The 24251-nt window shown below is 41.9% G+C and carries 20 protein-coding genes; 12 read left to right on the top strand and 8 right to left on the bottom strand.

The features are described from left to right. The first annotated feature begins 157 nt into the window (after nt 1-157). Together ACQEXS_RS09275 and ACQEXS_RS09270 are read left to right on the top strand one after the other, a co-directional pair. Nucleotides 158-1042 carry a DMT family transporter gene (locus ACQEXS_RS09275; protein ID WP_427013647.1) on the top strand — a complete coding sequence of 295 codons (885 nt, stop codon included), beginning with the start codon at nt 158-160 and terminating at the stop codon, nt 1040-1042. A gap of 108 nt (nt 1043-1150) precedes the next feature. Further along, nucleotides 1151-2347 (top strand): DEAD/DEAH box helicase, encoded by a 1197-nt coding sequence (locus ACQEXS_RS09270; protein ID WP_427013621.1) that lies wholly within the window; start codon nt 1151-1153, stop codon nt 2345-2347. Between the two features lie 123 nt (nt 2348-2470). Here ACQEXS_RS09270 and ACQEXS_RS09265 read toward each other — a convergent pair whose 3' ends face one another. Beyond that, on the bottom strand, nt 2471-4099 hold the full coding sequence (locus ACQEXS_RS09265) for a methyl-accepting chemotaxis protein (RefSeq protein ID WP_427013620.1): 1629 nt from the start codon (nt 4097-4099) through the stop codon (nt 2471-2473). Between the two features lie 676 nt (nt 4100-4775). Here ACQEXS_RS09265 and ACQEXS_RS09260 point away from each other — a divergent pair. Together ACQEXS_RS09260 and ACQEXS_RS09255 are read left to right on the top strand one after the other, a co-directional pair. Further along, nucleotides 4776-5801, top strand: coding sequence for a porin (locus ACQEXS_RS09260; RefSeq protein ID WP_427013646.1), 1026 nt, complete (start codon nt 4776-4778; stop codon nt 5799-5801). Nucleotides 5802-6114: 313 nt separating this feature from the next. Beyond that, nucleotides 6115-7089 (top strand): porin, encoded by a 975-nt coding sequence (locus ACQEXS_RS09255; RefSeq protein ID WP_427013619.1) that lies wholly within the window; start codon nt 6115-6117, stop codon nt 7087-7089. A gap of 69 nt (nt 7090-7158) precedes the next feature. Here ACQEXS_RS09255 and ACQEXS_RS09250 read toward each other — a convergent pair whose 3' ends face one another. Then, the gene (locus tag ACQEXS_RS09250) at nt 7159-7602 is read right to left on the bottom strand and encodes an Lrp/AsnC family transcriptional regulator (RefSeq protein WP_367989423.1); all 444 of its coding nucleotides are present in this window, start codon (nt 7600-7602) and stop codon (nt 7159-7161) included. Nucleotides 7603-7726: 124 nt separating this feature from the next. Here ACQEXS_RS09250 and ACQEXS_RS09245 point away from each other — a divergent pair, with 124 nt between their 5' ends. The 3 genes from ACQEXS_RS09245 to ACQEXS_RS09235 all read left to right on the top strand — a co-directional run bounded on the left by ACQEXS_RS09245 (nt 7727) and on the right by ACQEXS_RS09235 (nt 10005). Then, nucleotides 7727-8311, top strand: coding sequence for a LysE family translocator (locus ACQEXS_RS09245; RefSeq protein WP_427013618.1), 585 nt, complete (start codon nt 7727-7729; stop codon nt 8309-8311). A 103-nt stretch (nt 8312-8414) separates the two neighbouring features. Beyond that, nucleotides 8415-9185, top strand: coding sequence for a siderophore-interacting protein (locus ACQEXS_RS09240; protein ID WP_427013617.1), 771 nt, complete (start codon nt 8415-8417; stop codon nt 9183-9185). A 103-nt stretch (nt 9186-9288) separates the two neighbouring features. Then, nucleotides 9289-10005 (top strand): sugar isomerase domain-containing protein, encoded by a 717-nt coding sequence (locus ACQEXS_RS09235; RefSeq protein WP_427013616.1) that lies wholly within the window; start codon nt 9289-9291, stop codon nt 10003-10005. A 16-nt stretch (nt 10006-10021) separates the two neighbouring features. On the opposite strand, the gene ACQEXS_RS09230 is transcribed toward ACQEXS_RS09235, so the two are convergent. Then, entirely contained in the window at nt 10022-10900 is an 879-nt protein-coding gene (locus ACQEXS_RS09230; RefSeq protein WP_427013645.1) for a LysR family transcriptional regulator, read from the bottom strand. 243 nt (nt 10901-11143) lie between these two features. Here ACQEXS_RS09230 and ACQEXS_RS09225 point away from each other — a divergent pair, with 243 nt between their 5' ends. Both ACQEXS_RS09225 and fghA read left to right on the top strand, forming a co-directional pair. Continuing rightward, a complete protein-coding gene (locus ACQEXS_RS09225; RefSeq protein WP_367989419.1) occupies nt 11144-12292 on the top strand; it encodes an S-(hydroxymethyl)glutathione dehydrogenase/class III alcohol dehydrogenase in 1149 nt (382 codons plus the stop codon). A 61-nt stretch (nt 12293-12353) separates the two neighbouring features. Next, entirely contained in the window at nt 12354-13193 is an 840-nt protein-coding gene (gene fghA / locus ACQEXS_RS09220; protein ID WP_427013615.1) for an S-formylglutathione hydrolase, read from the top strand. 53 nt (nt 13194-13246) lie between these two features. On the opposite strand, the gene ACQEXS_RS09215 is transcribed toward fghA, so the two are convergent. The 4 genes from ACQEXS_RS09215 to ACQEXS_RS09200 all read right to left on the bottom strand — a co-directional run bounded on the left by ACQEXS_RS09215 (nt 13247) and on the right by ACQEXS_RS09200 (nt 18351). Continuing rightward, entirely contained in the window at nt 13247-14209 is a 963-nt protein-coding gene (locus ACQEXS_RS09215; RefSeq protein ID WP_427013614.1) for a hypothetical protein, read from the bottom strand. Nucleotides 14210-14430: 221 nt separating this feature from the next. Then, the gene (locus tag ACQEXS_RS09210) at nt 14431-15396 is read right to left on the bottom strand and encodes a hypothetical protein (RefSeq protein WP_427013613.1); all 966 of its coding nucleotides are present in this window, start codon (nt 15394-15396) and stop codon (nt 14431-14433) included. Nucleotides 15397-15818: 422 nt separating this feature from the next. Continuing rightward, nucleotides 15819-16724 (bottom strand): hypothetical protein, encoded by a 906-nt coding sequence (locus ACQEXS_RS09205; RefSeq protein ID WP_427013612.1) that lies wholly within the window; start codon nt 16722-16724, stop codon nt 15819-15821. A 727-nt stretch (nt 16725-17451) separates the two neighbouring features. Beyond that, complete coding sequence (locus ACQEXS_RS09200; RefSeq protein ID WP_427013611.1) at nt 17452-18351, bottom strand: hypothetical protein; 900 nt, start codon at nt 18349-18351, stop codon at nt 17452-17454. A gap of 653 nt (nt 18352-19004) precedes the next feature. On the opposite strand from ACQEXS_RS09200, the gene ACQEXS_RS09195 reads away from it, so the two are divergent. Then, nucleotides 19005-20696, top strand: a complete 1692-nt coding sequence (locus ACQEXS_RS09195; RefSeq protein WP_427013610.1) for a pseudouridine synthase — start codon at nt 19005-19007, stop codon at nt 20694-20696. Nucleotides 20697-20758: 62 nt separating this feature from the next. Here the strand turns inward: ACQEXS_RS09195 and ACQEXS_RS09190 are convergent, their stop codons facing one another. Next, a complete protein-coding gene (locus ACQEXS_RS09190; protein WP_427013609.1) occupies nt 20759-21742 on the bottom strand; it encodes a DUF4382 domain-containing protein in 984 nt (327 codons plus the stop codon). 275 nt (nt 21743-22017) lie between these two features. Between ACQEXS_RS09190 and yqfB the strand changes: the two genes are divergently transcribed. Beyond that, nucleotides 22018-22368: a N(4)-acetylcytidine aminohydrolase gene (gene yqfB, locus ACQEXS_RS09185; RefSeq protein ID WP_427010376.1), complete on the top strand. Its 351-nt coding sequence runs from the start codon at nt 22018-22020 to the stop codon at nt 22366-22368. 280 nt (nt 22369-22648) lie between these two features. Continuing rightward, a complete protein-coding gene (locus ACQEXS_RS09180; RefSeq protein ID WP_427010377.1) occupies nt 22649-24082 on the top strand; it encodes a catalase in 1434 nt (477 codons plus the stop codon). Nucleotides 24083-24251: the final 169 nt, after the last annotated feature.

Genomic DNA, 24251 nt, shown 5'->3' with positions numbered 1-24251 from the left:
TAATTTAAATATAATCACTCGAACTAAAATATAAAAATAATTTTTCATATTAATCAATAACCATATTACCAAAAACACTTCGATAAGTTTATGTCACAAGTGGGCCTATTGACGTATCATAAATGTCACCCTCAAGCAGCGACAATTTATGGCGAATATGACCCAACAACACACTTTCATCCCGGTCGGGATTCGATTTATGTTACTTTCCGCATTGGGATTTGCTCTCATGTCTGCCTGCGTGAAGTACGTGAGTGTTTATGGCATCCCATTGTTTGAAATTGTCGCGGCTCGAGCCTTAGTCTCACTGATCATCAGCTATTTAGACGTCAAAAGAAAACGCATTTCCATGTGGGGTAACAATAAGTTTTTACTGTTACTTCGAGGGGCTGTTGGTACTGTCGCTTTGATGTGTGTTTATTACTCGGTCACTACATTACCTTTAGCAGAAGCCACCATTTTACAGTATGTACATCCCGTGTTTACAGCCCTGCTTGGGGTATTGTTCTTAAAAGAACGCGTCCAAGGCGCCACCATCATGTGTATTTTGCTCTCTATGGCAGGTTTGGCGATTATGGTACAGCCCGGCACAACAACAGATTTACCCACTTTTAGTGTGATGATGGCATTACTCGGGGCTTTTGGTAGTGCTATCGCTTATATCATTGTGAGAAGGCTCAGCCAGACAGAAGACAGCTCCGTAATTATTCTCTATTTTCCAATGATCGCTCTACCGACGTCTATTCTTCTCATGTGGAATGACTTTGTTTTACCAAGCTTGTGGATGACATTCATGTTGGTTCTCGTTGGGGTATTCACTCAAATTGGCCAATATGGTTTGACGAAAGCAATGCAAACTCAAGCGGCGGCACAAGCGTCTGCATACTCCTATGTCCAGATTGTTTTTTCTACCTTGATTGGTGCATGGGCCTTCAATGAGATCCCTTCGGTTTGGACATACATCGGCGGCAGTTTAATTGTTACCGGTGCGCTAGTGAACGCTTTCGGCAAGTCGCTTTTCCGTAAGCAAACCGCCGGGTAATCCGCCTTACGTCTTAGTTTCAATTGGCTTTCCAAACCAGCGTGATAGAATACGCGCCTTTCGCTGACAGGTTTGTCGTCAGCTTGTTTTACTATGTAGAGAACGCCTATGCCATTTTCCAAATTAGGACTCAGTGCCCCACTGGTCGACGCGATTACTGAGCTCGGTTATCAAAAGCCAACCAGCATTCAGCAAAAAGCGATCCCAATTGTGCTATCCGGCAGAAACCTTATTGCGGCGGCACAAACAGGCACAGGTAAAACCGCCAGTTTTGTTCTGCCTATTTTGGAAAAACTGCAACACAGTGAAACCAAGCGCAAAAAACGTGTTCGCGCGGTCATCGTGACGCCAACGCGAGAGCTGGCCATCCAAGTTGATGAAAACATCCAGCGCTATGCTAAAAACCTCAACCTGACATCTATGGCGATGTACGGTGGCGTTGATGACAAGCCTCAAAAAGCACGCTTAATCGAAGGTGTCGATATTCTGGTGTCAACACCCGGCAGATTAATTGATATGTACGGTCAGCGCGCTGTCTATTTTGAGGAAGTGGAAACACTGGTTTTGGATGAAGCCGATCGCATGCTCGACATGGGCTTTATCGAGGACATTAATAAGATCATTGCGCGCCTCCCTGTCGATGTGCAAAACCTTTTGTTCTCAGCAACCTTATCCAACCCAGTTCGCGAGCTGGCAAAATCGGCCATTGATGAAGCGGAAGAAATTTCTATCACGAAACACAGTGCTTCTAAGTCTAATATTGAACAATGGCTAGTGACAGTCGACAAAGACATGAAGTCCTCTGTGTTAAGCCATATGATCAAAGAGTTTCAGTGGGATCAGGCGTTGATCTTCATTGAAACGAAACACGGCGCTGCAAAGCTGGTATCACAACTGGAAAAACGTGGTATTCAAGCCGAAGCTTTCCATAGTGGCCGAAGCCAAAAAATCAGAGAACAAATATTAGAAGACTTCCGTCATGGCAAAATTCAATATTTAGTCTCAACGGGTGTGGCCGCTCGTGGTATCGATATCGCTGACCTATCACGTGTTGTGAATTACGACTTGCCTTACCCAGCAGATGAGTATGTTCATCGTATTGGCCGAACTGGACGTGCCGATGCACAAGGTGAAGCCATTTCATTGGTTTCAAAAGACAACTTTAAAAACCTATGCATGATCGAAAGCCGTTTAGGCCATTTAATTGAGCGTCGTGAAATTGAAGGGTTCAAACCACGTAAAGAAGTTCCGATTTCAATCTTGAACTACGTGCCGAAGCACAAGCGTAATCAATCGAATGATTAAAAGAAGGGCAGCCTATGCTGCCTTTTTGTTTTATGGCGGTATACCGAACTAGTGACAACATTAATAGCATAAAAAAGCCGCACATAAATGTGCGGCAGTAAATTTTTGCTTTAGGACAAACGCTTAAAGTGTGAAGAAAGAGAGCTGCGCTTTCTGTTTTTCTGCAAGCTTAGATAACTCGGTACTCGCACTTGCACACTGGCTAATCCCTACAACGTTCTGGTTCACCAGTTCTGACATATTCACTACATTGCGATTAATGTCTTGGGTCACTTGAGATTGTTGCTCAGCAGCTGTTGCAACTTGTGCATTGGTGTCATTGATGTTGGTAACAGATTCTGTGATACCGACAAGGGCATCATTCGCCTGTTGTGCCAAATCATTGTTCTTCGCCAGAATTTCTAAGCTGGTCTGCATGCTGTCGTTAGCTAAGCCAGATTGCTTCTGTAGCTCTTCGATAATGGTTTGAATCTCACCGGTCGACTCTTGCGTGCGAGCCGCTAGCATTCTCACTTCATCCGCAACCACAGCGAAACCACGACCAGATTCACCAGCACGTGCCGCTTCAATCGCCGCATTCAGTGCAAGCAAGTTAGTTTGCTCTGACACACTACGAATCACTTCAATCACGTCATTGATCTGCTCTGATTGCTCTTGCAGGCGTTGCACAACCTGAGCCGCATCATTTAACGCTACATTCATTTGCTCACTGGCTTTCGCACTTTCTTGGAAAACATTGAGGCCAGATTTCGCTAACTGATCTGCTTCACGCGCAGTGGAATCAGCCATGGATGCGTTGTCACTCACGTTGTCAGCTGTGCTAGACAGTTCGTTGACAGCAGAAGCAACTTGTTCAATTTCTGCTAGCTCTTGTTGAGCATTATTTTCCGTTTGAGTCATCACCGCAGCTAATTCTGTAGACGCGGAGGCTACTTCTTCACTGATGCGAATAAGCTCTTCAACGGTGTCATGCAACTGACTGGTGGTTTGGTTGATGTCTTTGCCCAGTTGAGCCACTTCATTTTCGCCACTCACATCAGCACGTGCAGACAAATCTCCGAGCGCAATTTTGCGCATTACACCTTGCAACGTTTGAATTGGCGTCACAATCATGCCAGATAGGAACCAAGCAACAATCAGTGAAACAGCCAATACAGAAAGTATCGTGATCATCGCAGAGTTTTGCACTTTATCATTATCACTCGCGCTTTCTGCCATCGCGTCTGTAGCAAAGGTATTCACTTTTAGTGATAGCTGGTTAATTGCTTCAACCATATGGTTGCCAGATTCACGGTAGCCAGAAATGAATTGATTGTACTCTTCGTCCGACATTAAACCGGAATCATGACGCTCAAAAAAATCCACAGCACGCGTTGAGTAGTTAATGTAATCCTCGATTTCTGTACGAACTTCCTCTACGTCATCTACAAAGATTTTACCTTGACGCATAAGATCAAGTTTTACCTCGATCTCAGCCATACCAGATTTAAGTTCTTGTAGAAATGTGTCTCGACGTGTTGAGTCGTAGATTGCATAAACCGCACTAATTCGTAGCGGATATACCTGATCGTCAATGTCCGCTAACGTATCTTTATAAAAAACCAAATCATCGGTTGTTTTAAAGATATCGTCTTGCTCTTCCTGAAGATTATTCTTGGTAACCCACAAAGACAAAAATAAGGCCAGAGTGATAAACACAACTGGCAATAATATTTGGGTACGAATAGACAAGTTTCTTAATGATAGCTGCATAAATTTTAAGCCTTTACTATTTTGTAACCACTTCCATATGTGGGATGATTCCCATCTTTAATTTCAAGGACCCTAATATTAAATCCAAGTATTCTTCCTGAATGTTTCTATATTTATCATAGTGTTACAAAAAATGACACTGTCATTAAAATGGCGCACGCCAACATAATGACAAAATAATCAATGCTTATAAATGACAAATTAAGTATTATTTTCATTTATAAATTAGAAGTGCATATATTAAAATTCATTGATGAACACAAAATGATTTTGGTTAATAAATATACTATCTATAAGTTTAAAGGCTGTATTTTATGGTCAAGTAATACCTCTTCATCAATAAAGTAAATCAAACCAATGCATTGATCACAAAAATGGTTATTAAATAACCATAGAAGGAAAATAAATATTTAAAGCATTAAATTATTCCCAGAAATTATCACTCACTATACATTTCCATTTGTAACATAAATAACTCTCGAAACTTCTAATTTTAGACAACATTTAACCATTTGTTTTTAAAGAATTTACCTTCAATTTTCGTTGTTTTATATCTTTTTGTGCCCCATTTTTTCGATTCACCATTTACAGTCTGAGCCTCTGTTAAGCAGCAAGAGAAGCCACAAGGGTAACTCTTTGTTTCGGCATGCATTTGGCAAATTTTATGGACAAGAAAATGGACAAAAAACGACTCGCAGTTGCAGTCTCAGTAGCAACTTTTGGAACACACGCAGTAGCAGTAGAGCTATATAACAACGACGGCACCACCTTCGCAGTTGGTGGCCATGTTTCTGTGAATTTGAATGGTTCTGAAGCAGGGAGTACTGATGTAGGTTCAAACTCTCCGCGCATTAATATCGAAGGGACTCAAGATCTTGGTAACGGCTTTACCGTTGACGCGAAGGGTGAATGGGCGATTAATTACCTCAATAATAGCGAAAATGCTTTCACAACACGTCTTGGTTATATCGGGTTAACTCATGAAGATCTTGGCCGCACAGTGGTTGGAACACAGTGGGCACCATACTACGATGTTGCAGGTGTTACCGATTTGCCGATTGCCTATGCGAACGATTTTCTATACCCAGATAATTTCGCCAAAGTTGGCTTATCCCGTGCGGATAAGATGGTGAGTTACCGGAATGACTTTAGTTTTGGTGAAGCAGGTGCCCTTAACTTCGGCCTAGCATGGCAAGGGGAAAACCAAGAAACAAATATTTTAGGTTCAACAACTCTAAGGTATAGAGACCGAACCCAAGCTTCAGCCAGCTATTCAGTGGCAGGTGCTATGTTTGGTTATGGTTACAACTCAGGTAAAGTTGGACTCAACGCCAACACTCGCTCGCTTGATTTCCATGTATTTAGTGCAAAATATGGTTCATACGGTAATGGATTATATGTGGCTGGTGTCTACCAGATGGCTGATAACAAATATGATGCCCTCGAAAGTGATTCATACGAACTGTTAGCGGCATTTGGCTTCGCTAACAGCTTAAACTTAAGCATTAACTACGAAACGGTCGAAGAAAAAGACAAGATTTCCAAAGAAAAATCCACGGAACGCGAAGAACTCGCCTTACAAGCTGAATACAACTTCACACCTAAATTTGTTGGTTATACCGGTTATCAGTTTGATTTGAATAGCAGCAATAACCGAGACACTGATGACAGATGGACCATCGGTGCACGCTATTACTTTTAGTGAACAACCTATTTCTTTTTACCGTCCCTTCTTCCTGATAGGGAATGCGGAAAGTCCTGTTTAATGATCATCGCCCGATAAAACAGAAACTGCCCGCCGGGCCTTTTGTGGCCTTAGATTTCTCATATCAGTCTATCAATGTGATAGCGCCTATATGTGATCATGTAGGCGTTTTTTTTATTCCATTCACACAATCAATACTATTGCGTTTGCATATTCACTTTTCCGTACTACGTTTTAATTGTTCGTGACGCTCATCGCACTTTTTAATGATAACGAACGTAATTAAAACTAATTATATGGAAATACAACCATGAAACTAAAACTATTAGCCGCAGCAGTGGCGGCAACAGCATGTGGAACGAGCAGCATCGCTGCTGAAATCTATAACAGTGATGGCTCAACATTGGCAATCGGCGGTTATGTCGATGTCGGTATCGGTGAATACTTTGAAACAGAAACCAAAGTTCACCAAGTATCACCCCGAGTGAATATTTCCGGAACTCAAGATGTAGGTAACGGCGTGACAGTCGATGCCAAAGGGGAATGGTCACTCAACTACCTTGAAGGGGGAGACACCTCTTTCGCAACCCGTCTAGGGTATATTGGCGCTACTCATGAATCAGCTGGCCGACTCGTCATTGGTACGCAATGGTCACCTTATTATGATGTGGGTGGCGTTGCTGATATGCCAATCGCATTTGCCAACGACTTCCTATATGGCACGGGGTATTACGAACTTGGCTCTGCTCGTGCAGAGCGAATGGTCAGTTACAGAAATAGCTTTGAAGTAGGCGAAAATGCTTCAATTGGTTTCGGTCTCGGTTGGCAAGGAGAGAATACCGCAACCTACGACACTCGCGGCCAAGCAGCAATTCATGCAAACTTTATGGGCGTTGGCCTTGGGTACGCATACAGCGGTGGTGACGTCGGGGTCGTCGATGCTGAATCACATGTTTTCTCCCTGTATTACGGCTCATACGGTAATGGTCTTTATGTCGCTGGTGTAATTGGTAGCAATGAATACTTTTATACTGGCTTAGAAGAAACGTTGCAGTATGAAGCGTTGCTGGCTTACGCCATGAATGGGGTAAATCTAAGCGTCAATTATGAAGCCGTTGAAGATGATAAGGCAAACCAAACGCTTTATAGCCAAAGTGCTCTTCAAGCGGAATACAATTTCACACCAAACTTAACTGGCTTTGCCGCCTACCAATTTGATCTTGGTAACGATGTGAATGTCGCAGAAGAAGATTACTGGACATTCGGTGTGCGCTACTTCCTATAAAAATAGCTAACCTACTGCCTCAACACTGACTTGTGTTAACGCCATCCCACTTTGGGTTGGCGTTTTTTATTAACGGCGCGTGTCTTTAGGACTCGCCATAACTACCGTCGTCACAATGGAGTTCACTTGAGGGCATTCTCCCAACACGTCCGTATGGAATGCTTTATAAGCCACAAGATCTTTAGACTCGACGCGAAGTAAATACTCACTTGTGCCGGTGACGTTGTGACATTCAACCACTTCATCGATATCACACACATACTCTTCAAACGCCATCTGTGCTGCCCGTCGATGATCACTCAACCCAACCAACACATAAGCGGCAAAACCGATACCTAATTTGCTGTTGTCTAATACCGCTCGGTAGCCACTAATAACACCTTGCTTCTCAAGTTCCTGAACCCGGCGCAAAGTTGCAGAGGGTGACAGACCAACTCGGTTAGACAGATCGACATTGGAGATCCTGCCGTCCATTTTTAGTTCACGCAATATTCTTTCGTCAAACTTATCCATAAGTTAAATTCATTGTTCAATAAGACGTTAATACAGCAAATATAAACACATAATTTATCTGCTATCAAAGTAATCTATTCCTGACCGGTCAAACAAATCATTCAACACACTACGGAGAGATGTTATGGAATGGCAGCAATTGAGTGCAGTTGTCGTATTCGCGTTTGTTTCGACCTTTACGCCAGGTCCCAATAATTTAATGCTCATGGCCTCAGGCGCAAATGCAGGATTCAGGCGCACTATCCCTCATATTATGGGGATCTCACTGGGTTTTTCTTTTATGTTACTCGTCGTCGGGCTGGGTTTGAACAGCGTATTTCATCAATACCCAATAACACACGTCGTCTTGAAGTATCTAAGTTTGGCTTATCTGTGCTATTTGGCTTTTCGTATTGCGATGAGTGGCCAAAGCAAAACAAAGCATGATTACCAACCACTCAGCTTCTTCGGAGCAGCAAGCTTTCAATGGGTCAACCCGAAAGGTTGGTCTATGGCTATGATGGCAATAACCGTGTATAGCATCAGCCACTCATGGCAAGAGCTGCTGCTTATCGCTGCGATATTCTGCATCGTCAACTTACCTTCTGCGAGTTTTTGGACGATCGCGGGTATGCAATTACAGCGCTGGTTGACCACACCAAAACGCGTGCGTAGCTTTAACTATCTAATGGCAGCAGCATTACTTGTTTCAACTATGCCGATGCTTTAACCCGCTATGTGTATAAAAACGTAAAGAAAGTAAAATTTGCTACCTACATAAGGGTTATCCTGCTAATTTAATGCGAAAGAGAATAATTATCAGGTAAGTATTCATGACGACACACAACCAGTTAACGGTTTTGGCCAATCACACTGTCACACCAAACATGCAACGCATGACACTTCAAGGTGAAATACTCGCAACGTTTCCGGAGCATTGCTCCGGAGGCTATATCAAGCTTCAGTTCAACCAACTAGGCGGAACGGATATATCGTGTCTGGCTGAAGGTGAACGTCCTGTTTTACGTACTTATACCATCCGTCACTTTGATCAAAGCAAACAACAAATTGAAGTTGATTTTGTTCGCCATATTACTCAAGACCAACAATGTGGTTTCGCTTCACGCTGGGCAATGCAAGCGCAAGAGGGTGATACCATCACGATTCGAGGTCCGGGTTCCATTCAGGAGATGAACGACAGTGCAGATTGGTACTTCATGGTAGCAGACATGACCGCACTGCCTGCTCTTTCAGCCAAAATTGCGCGATTGCCAAAAAATGCGCAAGGTTACGCTGTCATTCAAATTGAAAGTGCAGAAGACAAACAGCTACTTCAGGCTCCCGAAGGCATGACCATTTATTGGGTTACTTCTGACCTTGTCGATAGAGTACAGAGCCTTGAATGGAAAGCGGGACAAGCCGCTGTCTGGTGTGCGTGTGAATTTGATAGCATGCGTGCGTTGCGACAGTATTTCCGCAATGAGAAAGCGGTGGAGCGAGACATGATTTACATCAGTAGTTACTGGAAAAAAGGTGTTTCTGAAGATGGGCATAAGGTGATTAAACATCAAGATGCTGAAGAACAAGAGCGACTCACTCGATAACTGAAGACTTGTGCAGGCTCTAGCAAATTATTGAGCCTGCTCTCTGATATCAAATAGCAGATTAATTATTATGGTTAAGAGTTGATATCCAGAGAGACACCCAATGTATGAATACAGCACCAAGCTCATCGATGCGTTAACCGATCTATTTGAGCATAATCAAACCGCGATTAATGAAACCAGCCAGCTTTTTGCTAACGCCATTACCTCAGATGCCATGATCCAAATACTCGGTACAGGCCATTCACATATGATTGGGCTAGAAGGGTTCATTCGTGCTGGTGGATTGGGCAATATCAACGCAATTCTTGACTCAACCGTGCTGACTAGCGACGGCGCATTACGCGGTTCTGCGATGGAAAAGTTAGAGGGACTCGCAGAAGTTCTTTGGCACGATCAAAATATTTCACCTAACGATCTCATCGTCGTGATCTCCAACTCTGGTCGGAATACCCTACCGATTGAATTTGCCCAATTGGCGAAAGAAAAAGGCCACACCGTTGTCGCTATCACCTCAGTGACTCAATCTTCACAGCACCCCAGCCGTCATTCCTCAGGCTTAAAGCTCATGGATATTGCCGATATTGTTTTGGATAACCGCGTACCAAATGGGGATGGTCTGTGCACAATAAATGACCGAGTAACTGGTGCTTTTTCAAGTATCTCTGGCATGGCATTGATCAACACCATCTGTACCGAGGCTCAAAAATTAGCACTTGTACAAGGGGTTGAACCATTGGTGTTCTCTAGTCAAAATGTGGACGGCTTTAATAACGACGATGTCTATGCCCACTTCAAGGGGCGCTTAAAAAGCATGTAGTGACTGGGCGAGCAGCTTAAGTTGCTCCGCCTAAATGCTTTGCTAAGAAGTCGATGAGCAGTCGTACTTTCGGAGACAAATTACGGTTTTGAGGATAGAGTGCCCAAATACCTTCTCGTTCATCGCGGTAATCACTCAATACCTCAAGTAGCTCTCCAGACTTCAATGCTTTTTGAACGTAGTAGTCCGGCAGCTGCACTAGGCCTAGTCCTCGTTTGGCAGCATCAAGCAATGCAAAACCTGAATTGCATTTGATTCGTCCTGATACACGCAATGATTTCTCTTGGCTAAATTCTTTGAAGTGCCAATATTCAACCGACCCAACCAAACATTGATGATGCGCGAGTTCAGATAAGGTGTGCGGTTCACCGTGATGTTCTAAATATTGAGGGCTAGCGCATACATATAGCTGACGTGAAGCCAGACGCCTCGCGATCATACTTGAATCCTGTAGCCGACCTAAGCGGATTGCCACATCAATCCCAGATTCAATCAGGTCTAATTTTTGGTTCGTAAGATTCAACTCTAGATCAACTTGGGGATGCATCTCTAAGAACTGGTGCAGTAATGGGGCTAAATGAGTTTCCCCATAGGTTACTGGTGCCGTGACTTTCACCAATCCCTTAGGAACCGACTGCATTTGAGTCACAGCCAGCTCAGCTAACTCCAACCCTTCTACCAACTGTTTACACTGTTGATAATAAAGCTGCCCTGCTTCTGTTAATGACACCCTTCTAGTCGTTCGGTGGAGTAACTTAACTGCGAGCCGTTCTTCCAAAGAGGAAACACGCCGACTCACTTGCGCTACCGACGTATTCATTTTTTTTGCTGCGGAGGTAAAACTGTTCGTTTCCGCTACAGCAACAAACTCACTCACCCCTTCCCAATTAGCCATCTTCTGCACCCGATCATTGTTAATATGCATCCAGCATACCATCTATTATTACACATACGTAATAATGATTTTCAAAATGTACGGATTATCATTCATAAAGAAATACATAGAATAGATTCCATCGAATTGATGAGGCGAAGTTGAACCATGTTCAACTACGCTTAGCACAGACAAAAAAGACGTTAACAACGAGCCGACTTTGCTCTTTGTTAATCGCAAGTAAAACACTAAAAGGAAACTCCAATGGCGCTTGAAATCAAACCAGGTCAAACTCACATTAAATCAAAAGCAATGGTTGCATGGGCTGCAGGCGAACCACTAAAAATGGAAGAAGTTGATGTACAACTTCCAAAAGCTGGTGAAGTCCTTGTTCGCATCGTGGCAACTGGCGTTTGCCATACTGATGCATTCACGTTATCAGGCGACGATCCAGAAGGTATCTTCCCTTCAATCCTTGGCCACGAAGGCGGCGGTATCGTTGAAATGGTTGGTGAAGGCGTAACAAGCGTTGAAGTCGGTGACCACGTCATTCCACTTTACACTGCAGAATGTGGCGAATGTAAGTTCTGTAAATCTGGCAAAACAAACCTATGTCAGGCAGTTCGTGAAACTCAAGGTAAAGGCCTAATGCCAGATGGCACAAGCCGCTTCTCTGTAAACGGTGAGACAATCTTCCACTACATGGGTTGTTCTACTTTCTCTGAGTACACAGTACTTCCAGAAATCTCACTAGCGAAAGTAAACAAAGAAGCACCACTTGAAGAAGTTTGTCTTCTTGGCTGCGGCGTAACCACGGGTATGGGCGCAGTACTTAACACAGCGAAAGTTGAAAAAGGCGACACGGTTGCGGTATTCGGTCTAGGTGGTATCGGTCTTTCTGCAATCATCGGTGCTCGTATGGCTGGTGCAAGCCGTATCATCGGTGTAGACATCAACGAGAGCAAGTTCGAGCTAGCAAAACAACTTGGCGCGACTGATTGCATCAACCCACAGAAATTCGATAAGCCAATCCAAGACGTTATTGTTGAGATGACCGACGGTGGTGTTGACTACTCATTCGAATGTATCGGTAACGTAAACGTAATGCGTCAAGCACTTGAATGCTGTCACAAAGGTTGGGGTGAGTCTGTCATCATCGGTGTTGCGGGTGCAGGTCAAGAGATCTCAACACGTCCATTCCAACTAGTCACTGGTCGCGTATGGCGTGGCAGTGCTTTCGGTGGTGTTAAAGGCCGCTCTGAGCTTCCAGAAATCGTAAACCGTTACATGGCGGGTGAATTCGGTCTTCAAGAATTCATCACTCACACCATGGGTCTACAAGACGTTAACGAAGCGTTCGAATTGATGCACAAAGGTGAATCTATCCGTACTGTACTTCACATGGATAAATAATCTCACCTATATGACATCTGCCCTGCCATTCAGCGGGGCAGAATCAATCAGAGGCTTGATAATGACTCTCGAAAATATCAGTAAAAACAAAGTCTATGGCGGTTGGCATAAGCAATACACGCACCAATCACGTACGACAAATTGTACAATGCGTTTTGCTATTTACCTTCCACCAAGTGCAAGTAAAACTAATCCAGTTCCAGTCTTATACTGGCTTTCAGGGTTAACCTGTACCGATGAGAACTTTATGCAGAAAGCAGGCGCTTTTCGCGCTGCAGCTGAGCTTGGTATCGCGATCGTCGCACCAGACACAAGCCCACGAGGCGAAGACGTTGCGAATGATGAAGGCTATGATTTAGGCCAAGGCGCTGGTTTTTACCTAAATGCAACGCAAGAACCATGGTCACAGCACTACCATATGTATAATTACATAGCTGTGGAGTTACCAAAGTTAATTGAAGCAAATTTCCCTGTGTCTTCGATTAAGTCGATTTCTGGCCATAGTATGGGTGGACACGGTGCACTGACCATCGGTTTAAAGCACCCGGATCAATATCGCTCAATTTCTGCATTCAGCCCAATCAGCAACCCAATGCAATGTCCTTGGGGACAAAAAGCTTTTAATGCTTACCTTGGAAATGATTTTGAAAGCTGGAAACAATACGATACCAGTGAACTGCTTAAACGAGCGAAAGCTGACTTACCGATTTTAGTTGATCAAGGTGATGCGGATGATTTCTTGGTCGAGCAATTGAAACCTGAAGCACTACTGGCAGCGGCTGAAGTTCATGATTCGAACATCCAACTACGAATGCAACCCGGGTATGATCACAGCTATTATTTTATCTCTAGCTTTATTGAAGACCACCTGCGCTTTCATGGACAGTATTTGGAGAGTTAGTTGTATGTCGATAAAGGAAAGCCACCGTATGCGGTGGCTTTCGATTCTTGAACTTAGTTTGGCAAGTGATCCAGCACTTCTGTATCAGACAAAATACAGCTGTCACCAAACCAATAAGCATCAAACTGACTAGAGTCTAACCCTAGGCTTTCCAAGTACGCTGCTTGCCCATCATTTATCTCCTGTGCATAAGGAACGTCCATATTCAACTCAACAACGGTGACGCCTGTACAAACTAATCCATACTCCGACTCGAATTCCCCCCAATCAGACAGATCTTTTAGCATAAACACCGAGTCCTGTGACTCGTCAAAATCAGTGATCACTTCAAACCCAGAAATACCACCATCAGTCCAGAAGTTACCACCTGTCGGTGGGACATAGACATCAAGCCCCTCTCCACCATCAGCATGTCGATATTCTTCAGGGTGAACTTCTTGTGGTCCACCACCACTTGCATCCATCTCATTAATAAAAATATCGTTGCCGGCACCGAGATCGATATTGAATATTGTTCTTTCTGTACCATAAAGACTACCTTCCGGTGATGTATCATTAAGTGTAACAATATCGTTTCCATCACCAGTCTTTATATTAAAACCATGCTGATTACTTGGCCAAATGTTGTCATATTGATTCAAGTGTGGATTTACACCTATTGTAATGACATCATTCGAGCTGCCACCTGAGGTATCAATACTGCCACGTTTGGCATCAGTGACTGTAATATAGGTATCTTCATCTGTGGTGTTGGTAATATCAAAATCGACAAAATTACTTACCGTTATATCAGTTACTGAGCTTTCAATTTTCACTTCTTTAGTATGCCAATTGTTCCAAATATCAGCACTAATCTCGATATGCTCACGGCCATCCTCAGAGGTCCATTGATGTGCTGAAACACCAACTGGATGATAATAATCATCGCTATTGACAACAAAACCATTGTCTTCATTCAAATTAGCTGATGAACCATGACCACTTGTATTAGTTGTACCAAATATGATGCTACTCATAGAAAACTCCTTCGTTTATTCTGCGATAATAATTTTCATACTTATATTCAACCAAATCCATATGTAAAAATAACTTGGTACTGAATCTGGTACTAATATAGAGACTCACTCTTTTGCTTTAATATGTTTTAAGAAATAATCTAGATCTCCTGATATAAATAATTAGCCCTACCTTAGAGATAAAAAACCACCGCTTATGCAGTGGTTTTTATTAAATAATCTTATACATTAAATTCAGCATCATCAGTCAAGACTATATATTCTTGACCATCCGCTGCGAAAATACTCACAGAGCTAAAGCCACTTGAATCAAAACCTTCTTGATCAAGATAAGCAGCCTGTTCATCCGTTAACGCATGTGATTGGTAGGCATCAATATCAGCACCAAATTCAACATCAACGTTAGAGATTATTAATCCTAGTGCCACATCATTGTTATTAGCTAGTACGGAGTTGTCCACATTCAATACCGAGCCTTCACCTAAACCAGCGCCCACGATCACTTCCATCCCTGTAAATTGAAGAATCGAGTCACCATTCGTCACTAAAGTATCAAGGCCTTGGCCACCGTCAACCACACGGCTTTGCCCCGCATCTGTCGCCAGTTCTAATAAGGAAACATCAAGTTCATCGTTTCCTTCACCTAATTGAACTTGGAAATTAGTCCAATGTGAATTTTCTACATCAACAAAACTCACAGTGTCGTTACCTTCGCCGGTTTCAATGTCAAACAGGTTTTTCCAATGATTGTTATTTACTTTAACGCCAACCGTAATGGCATCAGAAGAAGCGCCGCCTGTAGTATCAATTTGCCCACGTTTTGCTTGCAACAGCTCAATATGTGTATCAACATCGGTACTATTAACAATGTTAGCGTCGACAAAATTTTCAATTGTGATATTTGAAGCACTTGTGTCTACCAAGCTGACTTCTTTTACATCCTTTCCATTCCACTCTTCAGCGGCAATAAATATATTTTGAAGATAAGAGCCATCATTACTAATGATCCCAAGCACACCTTGCTCTTCGAAATAACCACTTTCATTAACTACAAATCCGTTGTCTTCATTCAGGTTTGCTGAAGATCCTGAGCCATCAGTATTTGATGTACCAAAAATAATACTACCCATATCGTCGTGTTCCTTATGAAAGTACAGGCGACCATTAACATCCTTATTATCGTTCACCTTTTAACTAGTCTCTTATTTCCATATAGAGCTTTGAAATCAAAAAGATAATAGGAAGAAATAGGTTAAAACTCGACATTCACAAGGCAGATTAATTCTTTTTTGGTACCACAATGAAAACTAAAACTTTTGCTTATTATAGGCAGCTCATTCATTCACAACATAAAGAGATAATAAAAATTCTTATATCAATAAATAAGGCTGAAAAATTGATTCTCAGTCCAACATTAAATAGAGGTCGGTCTTTTGTGCATTGCGCGTCAAGAAATGTATCTAGTAATTGTAATGACGTGATGTAAATATATAACCTGATAGAAAATAAAAACTATCATTAAAACGATGGAATGAAGCCATGCCTTGCTTTAAAAAAAACAATAAAAAAGCCACCGCAATGGCGGTGGCTCAAGTAAGATTTCAGCGAATTAAGCTACGAAATCTGCATCGTCAGTAAGAATTGTGTATTCGTTACCGTCAGCACCAAAAACGCTTACTTCTACGAAGTCTGCAGCATCAAAACCTTCTTGATCTAGGAAAGCCGCTTGCTCTGCTGACAACTCATGCGCTTGGTAAATAAGTTTTGAATCCATTTCAACATCGATGTTTGAAATGATTAGGCCTAGACCCATGTCATCGTTGTTTGATAGTAGGTCAGTGTCTACTTCTAGAGTTGAACCTGCACCATCACCTGCGCCTACAATCACTTCCATACCAGTGAACTCAAGCGTAGAATCGCCATTTGTTACTAGTGTATCTAGACCTTCGCCACCGTCAACGAAGCGAGTTTGGTTGCCACGTTGAGCAACGTCTAACTCAGAAATATCGAACTCATCGTTACCTTCACCTAGGTCAACGTTGAATTCAGTCCATTTTGAGTTTTCCACGTCTGCCATCATTACAGTGTCGTTACCTTCACCAGTTTTGATATCAAACATATTTTCCCAGTGATCGTTGTTCGCTTTAACGCCGATCTGGATAGAGTCTGAAGAAGAACCACCAGTAGTGTCAATTTGACCACGTTTTGCTTGCATTAGAGAGATTTGAGTATCAACGTCGCTGTTGTTGATGATGTTTGCATCAACAAAGTTAGTGATTGTGATGTCAGTAGCTGTAGTGTCGATTAGACTTACTTCTTTTGAGTCAGCACCGTTCCACTCTTCAGAGCCAATAATGATGGTTTCAAAGTTCTCACCAGTCTCCCAAGTACCCACTACAACACCGTGGTCATTGTATAGGTTACCGTCAACTACGTAACCGTTACCTTCGTTTAGGTTTGCAGAAGATCCTGTACCGTCAGTGTTTGTAGTACCAAAGATGATGTTGCCGTTCATTATAGTATATTCCTATTGAAGACTAGACACTTACTTACATCCGTATTTAAAGTGACCAGTTTTATATATTCAGCTCTTTTCCAGCGAGCTCAGAAAACAGGTGCATATTAGGAATAAATATTTCTCTCGTCGAGCTAGAAGAAATCAATTAATTCTTTTTTGGTACTCATTAATTTATAAGGCATTAGGGTAATATTTCAAATATGATTTTTTTTAAATTTGATACAAATTTACACAAGCCATACATATAAGTTATTTTTTAAACTCACAATGTAGAAATGATAATTATCATTCGTAATACATAATGATGAGAATTCAACAATCAAGATAGAAAAAAATATTAGACAACTTAGTCAACTGAAATAATTATCCACTTGACTATATAGTCAAAAAAATACAAAAATTATTCAATAATATTTTATGCTGATCGATTTTTAATTGTAAGAAGTAACCTACATTAATAATTAACCTTAAGTAATATATAGTTATAAATCAAAGATATAAACGATAATAATTCTCACTTCCGTTAATGGTTACTTTAATAACATATCGTTTAAAGCCACCACACAAAGAACTAAAACTATACTACGAGGTATATATAAAGAGATGAGTGCTGTAAGAAACAAAAAAGCGCAATTGCTAAGCAACTGCGCTTTTTACTTACACGAGTCTATTAATCTCACCTGCATTATCGACACTTCGATAATAGCGGGTAAGACCTAACGAATTAAGCTACGAAATCAGCATCGTCAGTTAGGATTGTGTATTCTTCGCCATCTGCACCGAAAATGCTTACTTCTACAAAGTCAGAAGAATCAAAACCTTCCTGATCTAGGTAAGATGCTTGTTCTGCAGACAATTCGTGTGCTTGGTAAGCAACAATGTCTGAACTCATTTCTACATCGATGTTAGAGATGATTAGACCTAATCCCATATCATCGTTGTTAGCTAGTAGTTCAGTATCTACTTCTAGAGCAGAACCTGCACCATTACCTTCACCAACAACAATTTCAATACCTTCAAAAGTAAGATTTGAATCACCATTAGTTACTAGTGTATCTAGACCTTCACCACCATCTACGTGGCGAGTTTGACTCTCTTTATCTGAAAGGTTAAGTAGAGATACGTCAATTTCATCATTACCTTCACCAGTATTGATGTTGAACTCAGCCCATTGAGAGTTTTCTACGTTAGCCATTGTAACAGTGTCGTTACCTTCACCTGTGTTAATTTCAAACATGTTTGACCAGTGGTCGTTGTTTGCTTTTACACCGATTTGGATTGAATCGGAAGAAGAACCACCAGTTGTATCAATTTGACCACGCTTAGCGTTCATTAGAGAGATCTGAGTATCTAAATCACTTGTATTTGTAATGTCAGCATCTACGAAGCCATTAATGGTGATATTAGTTGCTGTTGTATCCAGTTTAACTTCTTTAGATGTAGAGCCATTCCATTCGTTAGCGTTGATCACGATGTTTTCGAAGTTATCACCAATTTCCATGTGACCAACTTGTACACCATTTTCATCGTAAATGTTGCCATCTACAACAAAACCATTATCTGTATTTAGGTTAGAAGAAGAACCAGTACCATCAGTGTTTGTTGTACCAAAAATAATGCTCATTTTGTATTCCTATTCTGAAGTAGTGAATAATTTCACGATGACTTTAGTAAATTACTTATTGGAGTCTTGACCCCAAGTGCTAATCATCTTAGCTAGTGATTATATTTCTCGTCGACCATACGACATTCAAATAAGTATTTTTTGGTACTGATTAAATTATTAATTCTTTCGCTAAATTCACCATGTCAATATAAACAAATAGAAAAATACCAGACAAGGAAACATATTCACATCACCCATCAGACAATACTTACAACGGTAAAAATCACATATTCACACAAGAAACCTAAACTTAAACTCTAGTCAAATTTTCATGATAAAAACTTTAGTTTAATAGCGGAGCAAACTTAAGATCTCTTAAGACAAAAATAGCAGCCAAATATCATTTGGATAATTAATTAAATTCATTGAACATTATGATTTAATATAACAATAAATCAGGCATCACACCTAAAACCAAATAGAAACAAGTTTCATATATGTATAATCAATGCATTATGTAGGAATAGTCCTCTTATATCTTTACCTATAGGATGACAGACACATAAGCGACTTACCTGACAAACAATCTTCTTCCCTGTTAATAGTGGTATTGATTTCTTAAACGAGTAAAATCGCGCTCAATTCTGTCGTTTGAATAAGTGAATCGCCCCATGCATCAACCTGAGCAACTGTTTACCCGTTTTACAACTTCCATCAGTGGATATGCACTGCCTGAGCGATTTACTTTCCCTTTTTACTATCAGCCACATCCTTTATGTGAGCTTGCCGCACATCAATTACAACAGCACTTATTAGAACAGAGGGAATGGCAGCATAACTTTGGGGTCGAAACTCAAGAACCCACTTCTACCAAAGCAGTTGGCAAAATGTTTGGTGTACTGATCGTTAAAAACCAACAGGGAGAGATTGGCTTTCTAAGTGCTTTTTCAGGGAAGATAGCCGACCAGAACCTGTTGCCCGGCTTTGTCCCACCAGTTTTTGACATGCTGACAAACGATGGGTTCTTTAAAAATGACTTAGCCGCTATCACGACCATTAACGAAAAAGTCACTCAGCTCACTACGAAATCAAATCTAGCAGAACTTCAATCGACACTAGAGAGATTAAATAAGCAGTACCAAGAAGCAGAGCAACAACAGCGAGCAAACATGATTCAGGCTCGCGCTGCTCGTAAACAAAAGAGGCATGAAGCTTCACGAGATTTAAACGAGGAGCAATTTAGCCTTGTACTAGATGGACTCGCTAAAGAAAGTGTTGCTGAGAAAAATGTACTGAAATACTTAAAGCAAGAGTGGGAAGAGCGCATCGGTGTTGTCCAAAATGAGGTCGATCATTTAAATCATCAAATTGATGATTTAAAAGAGCAACGAAAAAACCTCTCTAACGCTTTGCAACACAAGCTATTTACGCAGTATCGCTTTTTAAACGCTGATGGTGAGTATCAAGATCTCAATCAAATTTTTGCTGCGACTAGTAACCCTATTCCACCAGCAGGCGCAGGAGAGTGCGCTGCACCAAAATTGCTGCATTATGCCTACATGCATCAAATGCAACCTATCGCTATGGCTGAGTTTTGGTGGGGAACCTCACCGAAATCAGAAGTACGCCAGCACAAAAAGTTTTACCCATCTTGCCACAGCAAGTGTCAGCCGATACTGGGTCATATGTTAAAAGGCCTTCTTGTTGATCCAAATCCTTTAGAGGAAAACTGGGCAGAAGATAAAGAGTTAGAAATTCTCTACCAAGATGACGCCATCGTTGTCGTCAATAAACCTTCTGGGCTACTTTCTGTGCCGGGGAAAACTATTAAAGACTCGGCCTATACCCGCCTACAAACCCAATTTCCTGATGTTGAAGGACCTTACGTCATCCATCGATTAGATATGGCGACATCTGGCATTTTAGTATTTGCACTAACAAAACGAGCTAACAAAAGTTTGCAAAAGCAGTTCATCACTCGTGGTGTCGAAAAACGTTATGTCGCACTCATCGAAGGAGAATTGCAACCTGAACAAGGCGAGATATCACTTCCGTTACGAGGAGACCCTGACGACAGGCCACGCCAACTAGTTTGTTTCGAACACGGCAAACCCGCCCTGACCACATGGCAAGTGATTGAAGTAAAAGATGGACGAACTAAGCTTTATCTTCACCCGAAAACTGGCCGAACACACCAACTCAGAGTCCACTGCGCCCATCATCTTGGTTTAAGTAAACCGATGGTTGGCGACGGCTTGTATGGAGAAAAAGCAAACCGATTACATCTTCATGCCGAATTACTGCAGTTTGATCATCCATACACGAAACAAAGAATGACCTTTCAGGCTGACTCTGATTTCTAGCACACAAAAAAGAGCCACAGAAACTGCACTCTCTGTGGCTCTTTGCTTAGGGGAGATCAAAATCAAAAATTGAAGTCAGCAACCGCTGCAATGCCATTCTCCAGTGTTACCTCAACCAGCTTAACTCCTGGGGAAGCAAACGTTGGTGCCGCTGGAATAACCACCTCAGGGTTGTATTCAATTGAGTCGTCTGATTCACCATCACACACATACGCTGCGGTATAAGCACCAGCCGATAAAAAGCCAAATTCATAACTGCCATTTTCTGCAACTTCAACACTGGTAACAGGAACAATGCTATTTTCTGGAATAACAGGTTCCCCAGTAAAGGTTTCATCTTCAGGGTCAACGAGATCAATCAGTAAATCGGCATCTAACCCATTTCCGGAATAAAGATAAACCATGTTGCCATCTTGAGTTGCACAGTCACCCTCATCAAATAGATTCGGATCTACGGTACCAGAGAGCGAGACAGCAGAGTCATTATTGACGATAGTCACCCCATGAGGCTTGAGAATGTAACCATTATTATTTCCCAAATTACCTCTCATCACTAAAGACATACGCAAATCAAATTCTATGGTAAAGCTCTGCACCGCATCTTGCGTAACTTCAAAGCCACCCAGCCTTAACTTGTTGCTTGGCTGTTTAAGAGCAACTTGCCCTGTGTTGTCAATCACGTAATTGGCACCCGATTCATCACTGATATGCAAAATGAGATTTTCGTAAGTACCAGCGGGAATACTCTCTTCTGTTACCAATAACTTGGCATCCGTTCCCTGAAAATCGAGCAGGTTGACTTGAACGTAATCATTTACCCCATCATCGACGTCAATCAACACCGAGGTTTCCTCATCGACAACCAATTCAATTTGTTCGAATGCAATAACAACTTCATCCGCTGAATCAACAGGGGCATCAGACACAGAGAATGAAACTCGGGAAGTGCTACCTATTGTTCCACTACCTCCATCACCACCGCCACACGCACTCAGAAATATGATTGCAACCATTGCTGCCACAAGACTCAAGACATCACTACGCATAACCGCATACCTACATACTACTGCTTAATGTCACTAAGTATGGTTAAGCTCCGCGCTCTCTGCTGTAAACTACACAGCTAAGTACCAACAAAACACAACAAAGTACCAACCGATATAAGAAACGTTACGTTGACGTGTAAACTCACGAATCTTTAAATCATATTAATAGATAGTGAGACCTCTCTCTCTTTTTATAAATCAAGTGATTAGATATACATTTAGTTGATATACAACATGTTCTACAATGCTTTTTTGACCAAACAAACTCAAATACGATGAATAGCAAAGGCGATGCCCCTAGAAAAATAACTTTCTTCGAATTTCTTACCCCTCTCATTCTCTCAGGGCAAAAAACCATTACCATTAGAGATGAGTCAGAAAGCCACTATGTACCGGGGACAGACGTAGAAGTATATACACTAGAAACTGACAGAAAGGTGTGTGATATCCACATCGAATCCATCGAACCAATTCAATTTGATGAGATTGGTCAGTACCATGCAGAACAAGAGTTCATCGAGTTGCCTAAATTGAAGCAAATCATCCGTGATATCTATCCAAATACAGATACGTTATATGTGATTACTTATCGCCTTTTATCCGAATCGCAAACAGCAATTCAATAAATCTTGATTGATGAAGATCATCTGCCGTGGCTTCTCGCAGATGATCACTCCTTTCCAAACAGAAATGAGACGTCTCATTCCTTAAACAACAGCACATCGTATCCATCTTAGTTTCCACTCATAGCTCAAACCTATCAAATTGATAAGAAAGACCCATTATCAATAGGGTTAATCTCGCTCTATGATTTATCACATTCAGAAGAGGAAATTACCGCTCAATCCGTATTTTTTTAATGAGCTTCTTTTGATAAACAATTAAAAACCTGGAAAGGAAATTATCATGAGCAAAAAACTTACTACTGCTGCTGGCTGCCCTGTCGCCCATAACCAAAACGTCATGACGGCTGGTCCACGAGGACCACAACTACTGCAAGATGTTTGGTTCCTCGAAAAACTGGCCCACTTTGATCGTGAAGTGATCCCAGAGCGCCGCATGCACGCCAAAGGATCGGGTGCCTACGGTACGTTCACCGTGACTCAAGATATTACCAAATATACGCGTGCGAAAATCTTCTCGGAAATTGGTAAAAAAACCGAGATGTTTGCTCGCTTTACCACTGTTGCCGGTGAGCGTGGCGCCGCTGATGCAGAGCGTGATATTCGTGGTTTTGCCCTTAAGTTTTATACCGAAGAGGGTAACTGGGATTTAGTGGGTAACAACACGCCAGTATTCTTTTTACGCGATCCGCTAAAATTCCCTGATCTTAACCATGCGGTTAAACGTGACCCACGCACAAACATGCGTAGTGGTGTCAATAACTGGGATTTTTGGACCTCACTGCCAGAAGCATTCCACCAAGTAACTATTGTCATGAGTGACCGCGGCATTCCTGCGTCTTACCGTCATATGCACGGATTTGGTAGCCACACATTCAGCTTTATCAATGCAGATAACGAACGTTACTGGGTGAAGTTCCACTTCAAAACTCAACAAGGCATTAAAAACCTGACAGACGAAGAAGCGGAAGCACTGATCGGTAAAGATCGCGAAAGCCACCAGCGTGACTTATATGAAGCGATCGAAAAAAATGACTTCCCTAAATGGAAAATGTACGTTCAAATCATGCCAGAGCTAGAAGCGGATGAGGTGAACTTCAATCCATTCGACTTGACCAAAGTCTGGTCTCAAAAAGACTATCCATTGATTGAAGTCGGTGAATTCGAGCTAAACCGTAACCCAGAAAACTTCCACGCAGAAGTTGAACAATCGGCATTTAACCCTGCCGCTGTCGTTCCTGGTATCAGTTTCTCGCCAGATAAAATGTTACAAGGTCGCCTATTTGCTTACGGAGACGCACAGCGTTACCGCTTGGGTGTTAACCATCACCAGATCCCAGTCAATGCTCCGCGCTGCCCTGTTCATAGCTATCACCGTGACGGCGCAATGCGTGTCGATGGCAACTTTGGTTCAACCATCGGTTATGAGCCAAACTTCAAACAAGAGTGGGCAGAGCAACCTGATTATTCAGAGCCACCATTAAAAATCTCCGGCGCAGCGGATCATTATGATCATCGTGTTGATGAAGACTACTTCAGCCAAGCGGGTGACCTATTCCGCTTAATGGACAAGCAAGAGCAAAAACGCTTGCTCGAAAATACCGCTCGTTCGTTAGATGGTGTTCCAGAGTTTATTCAACAGCGTCATATCGACCATGCTTACCAAGCAGATGAGAACTACGGTAAGGGACTTGAAAAAGCGTTGGGTCGCAAGTAATACCCATCGCTGATAGCCCTTTGCAATAAACAAACGCAAAGAAAAGGGCGTGACAGATGCCACGCCCTTTATTGAATAATAATGTAAGTCAACAACGACCAATCGAGGGAAATACCATGCAACCAGAATCTTTCTTCAAACTGTTTGATACACGCGAATGGTTCATTTT

The sequence above is a fragment of the Vibrio sp. TRT 17S01 genome (genome assembly GCF_050113695.1).
In the GTDB taxonomy this organism is placed as follows: Bacteria; Pseudomonadota; Gammaproteobacteria; order Enterobacterales; family Vibrionaceae; genus Vibrio.
The sequence above is the reverse complement of the archived record's forward strand: the minus strand, read 5'-3'. Positions and strand labels throughout refer to the sequence as shown.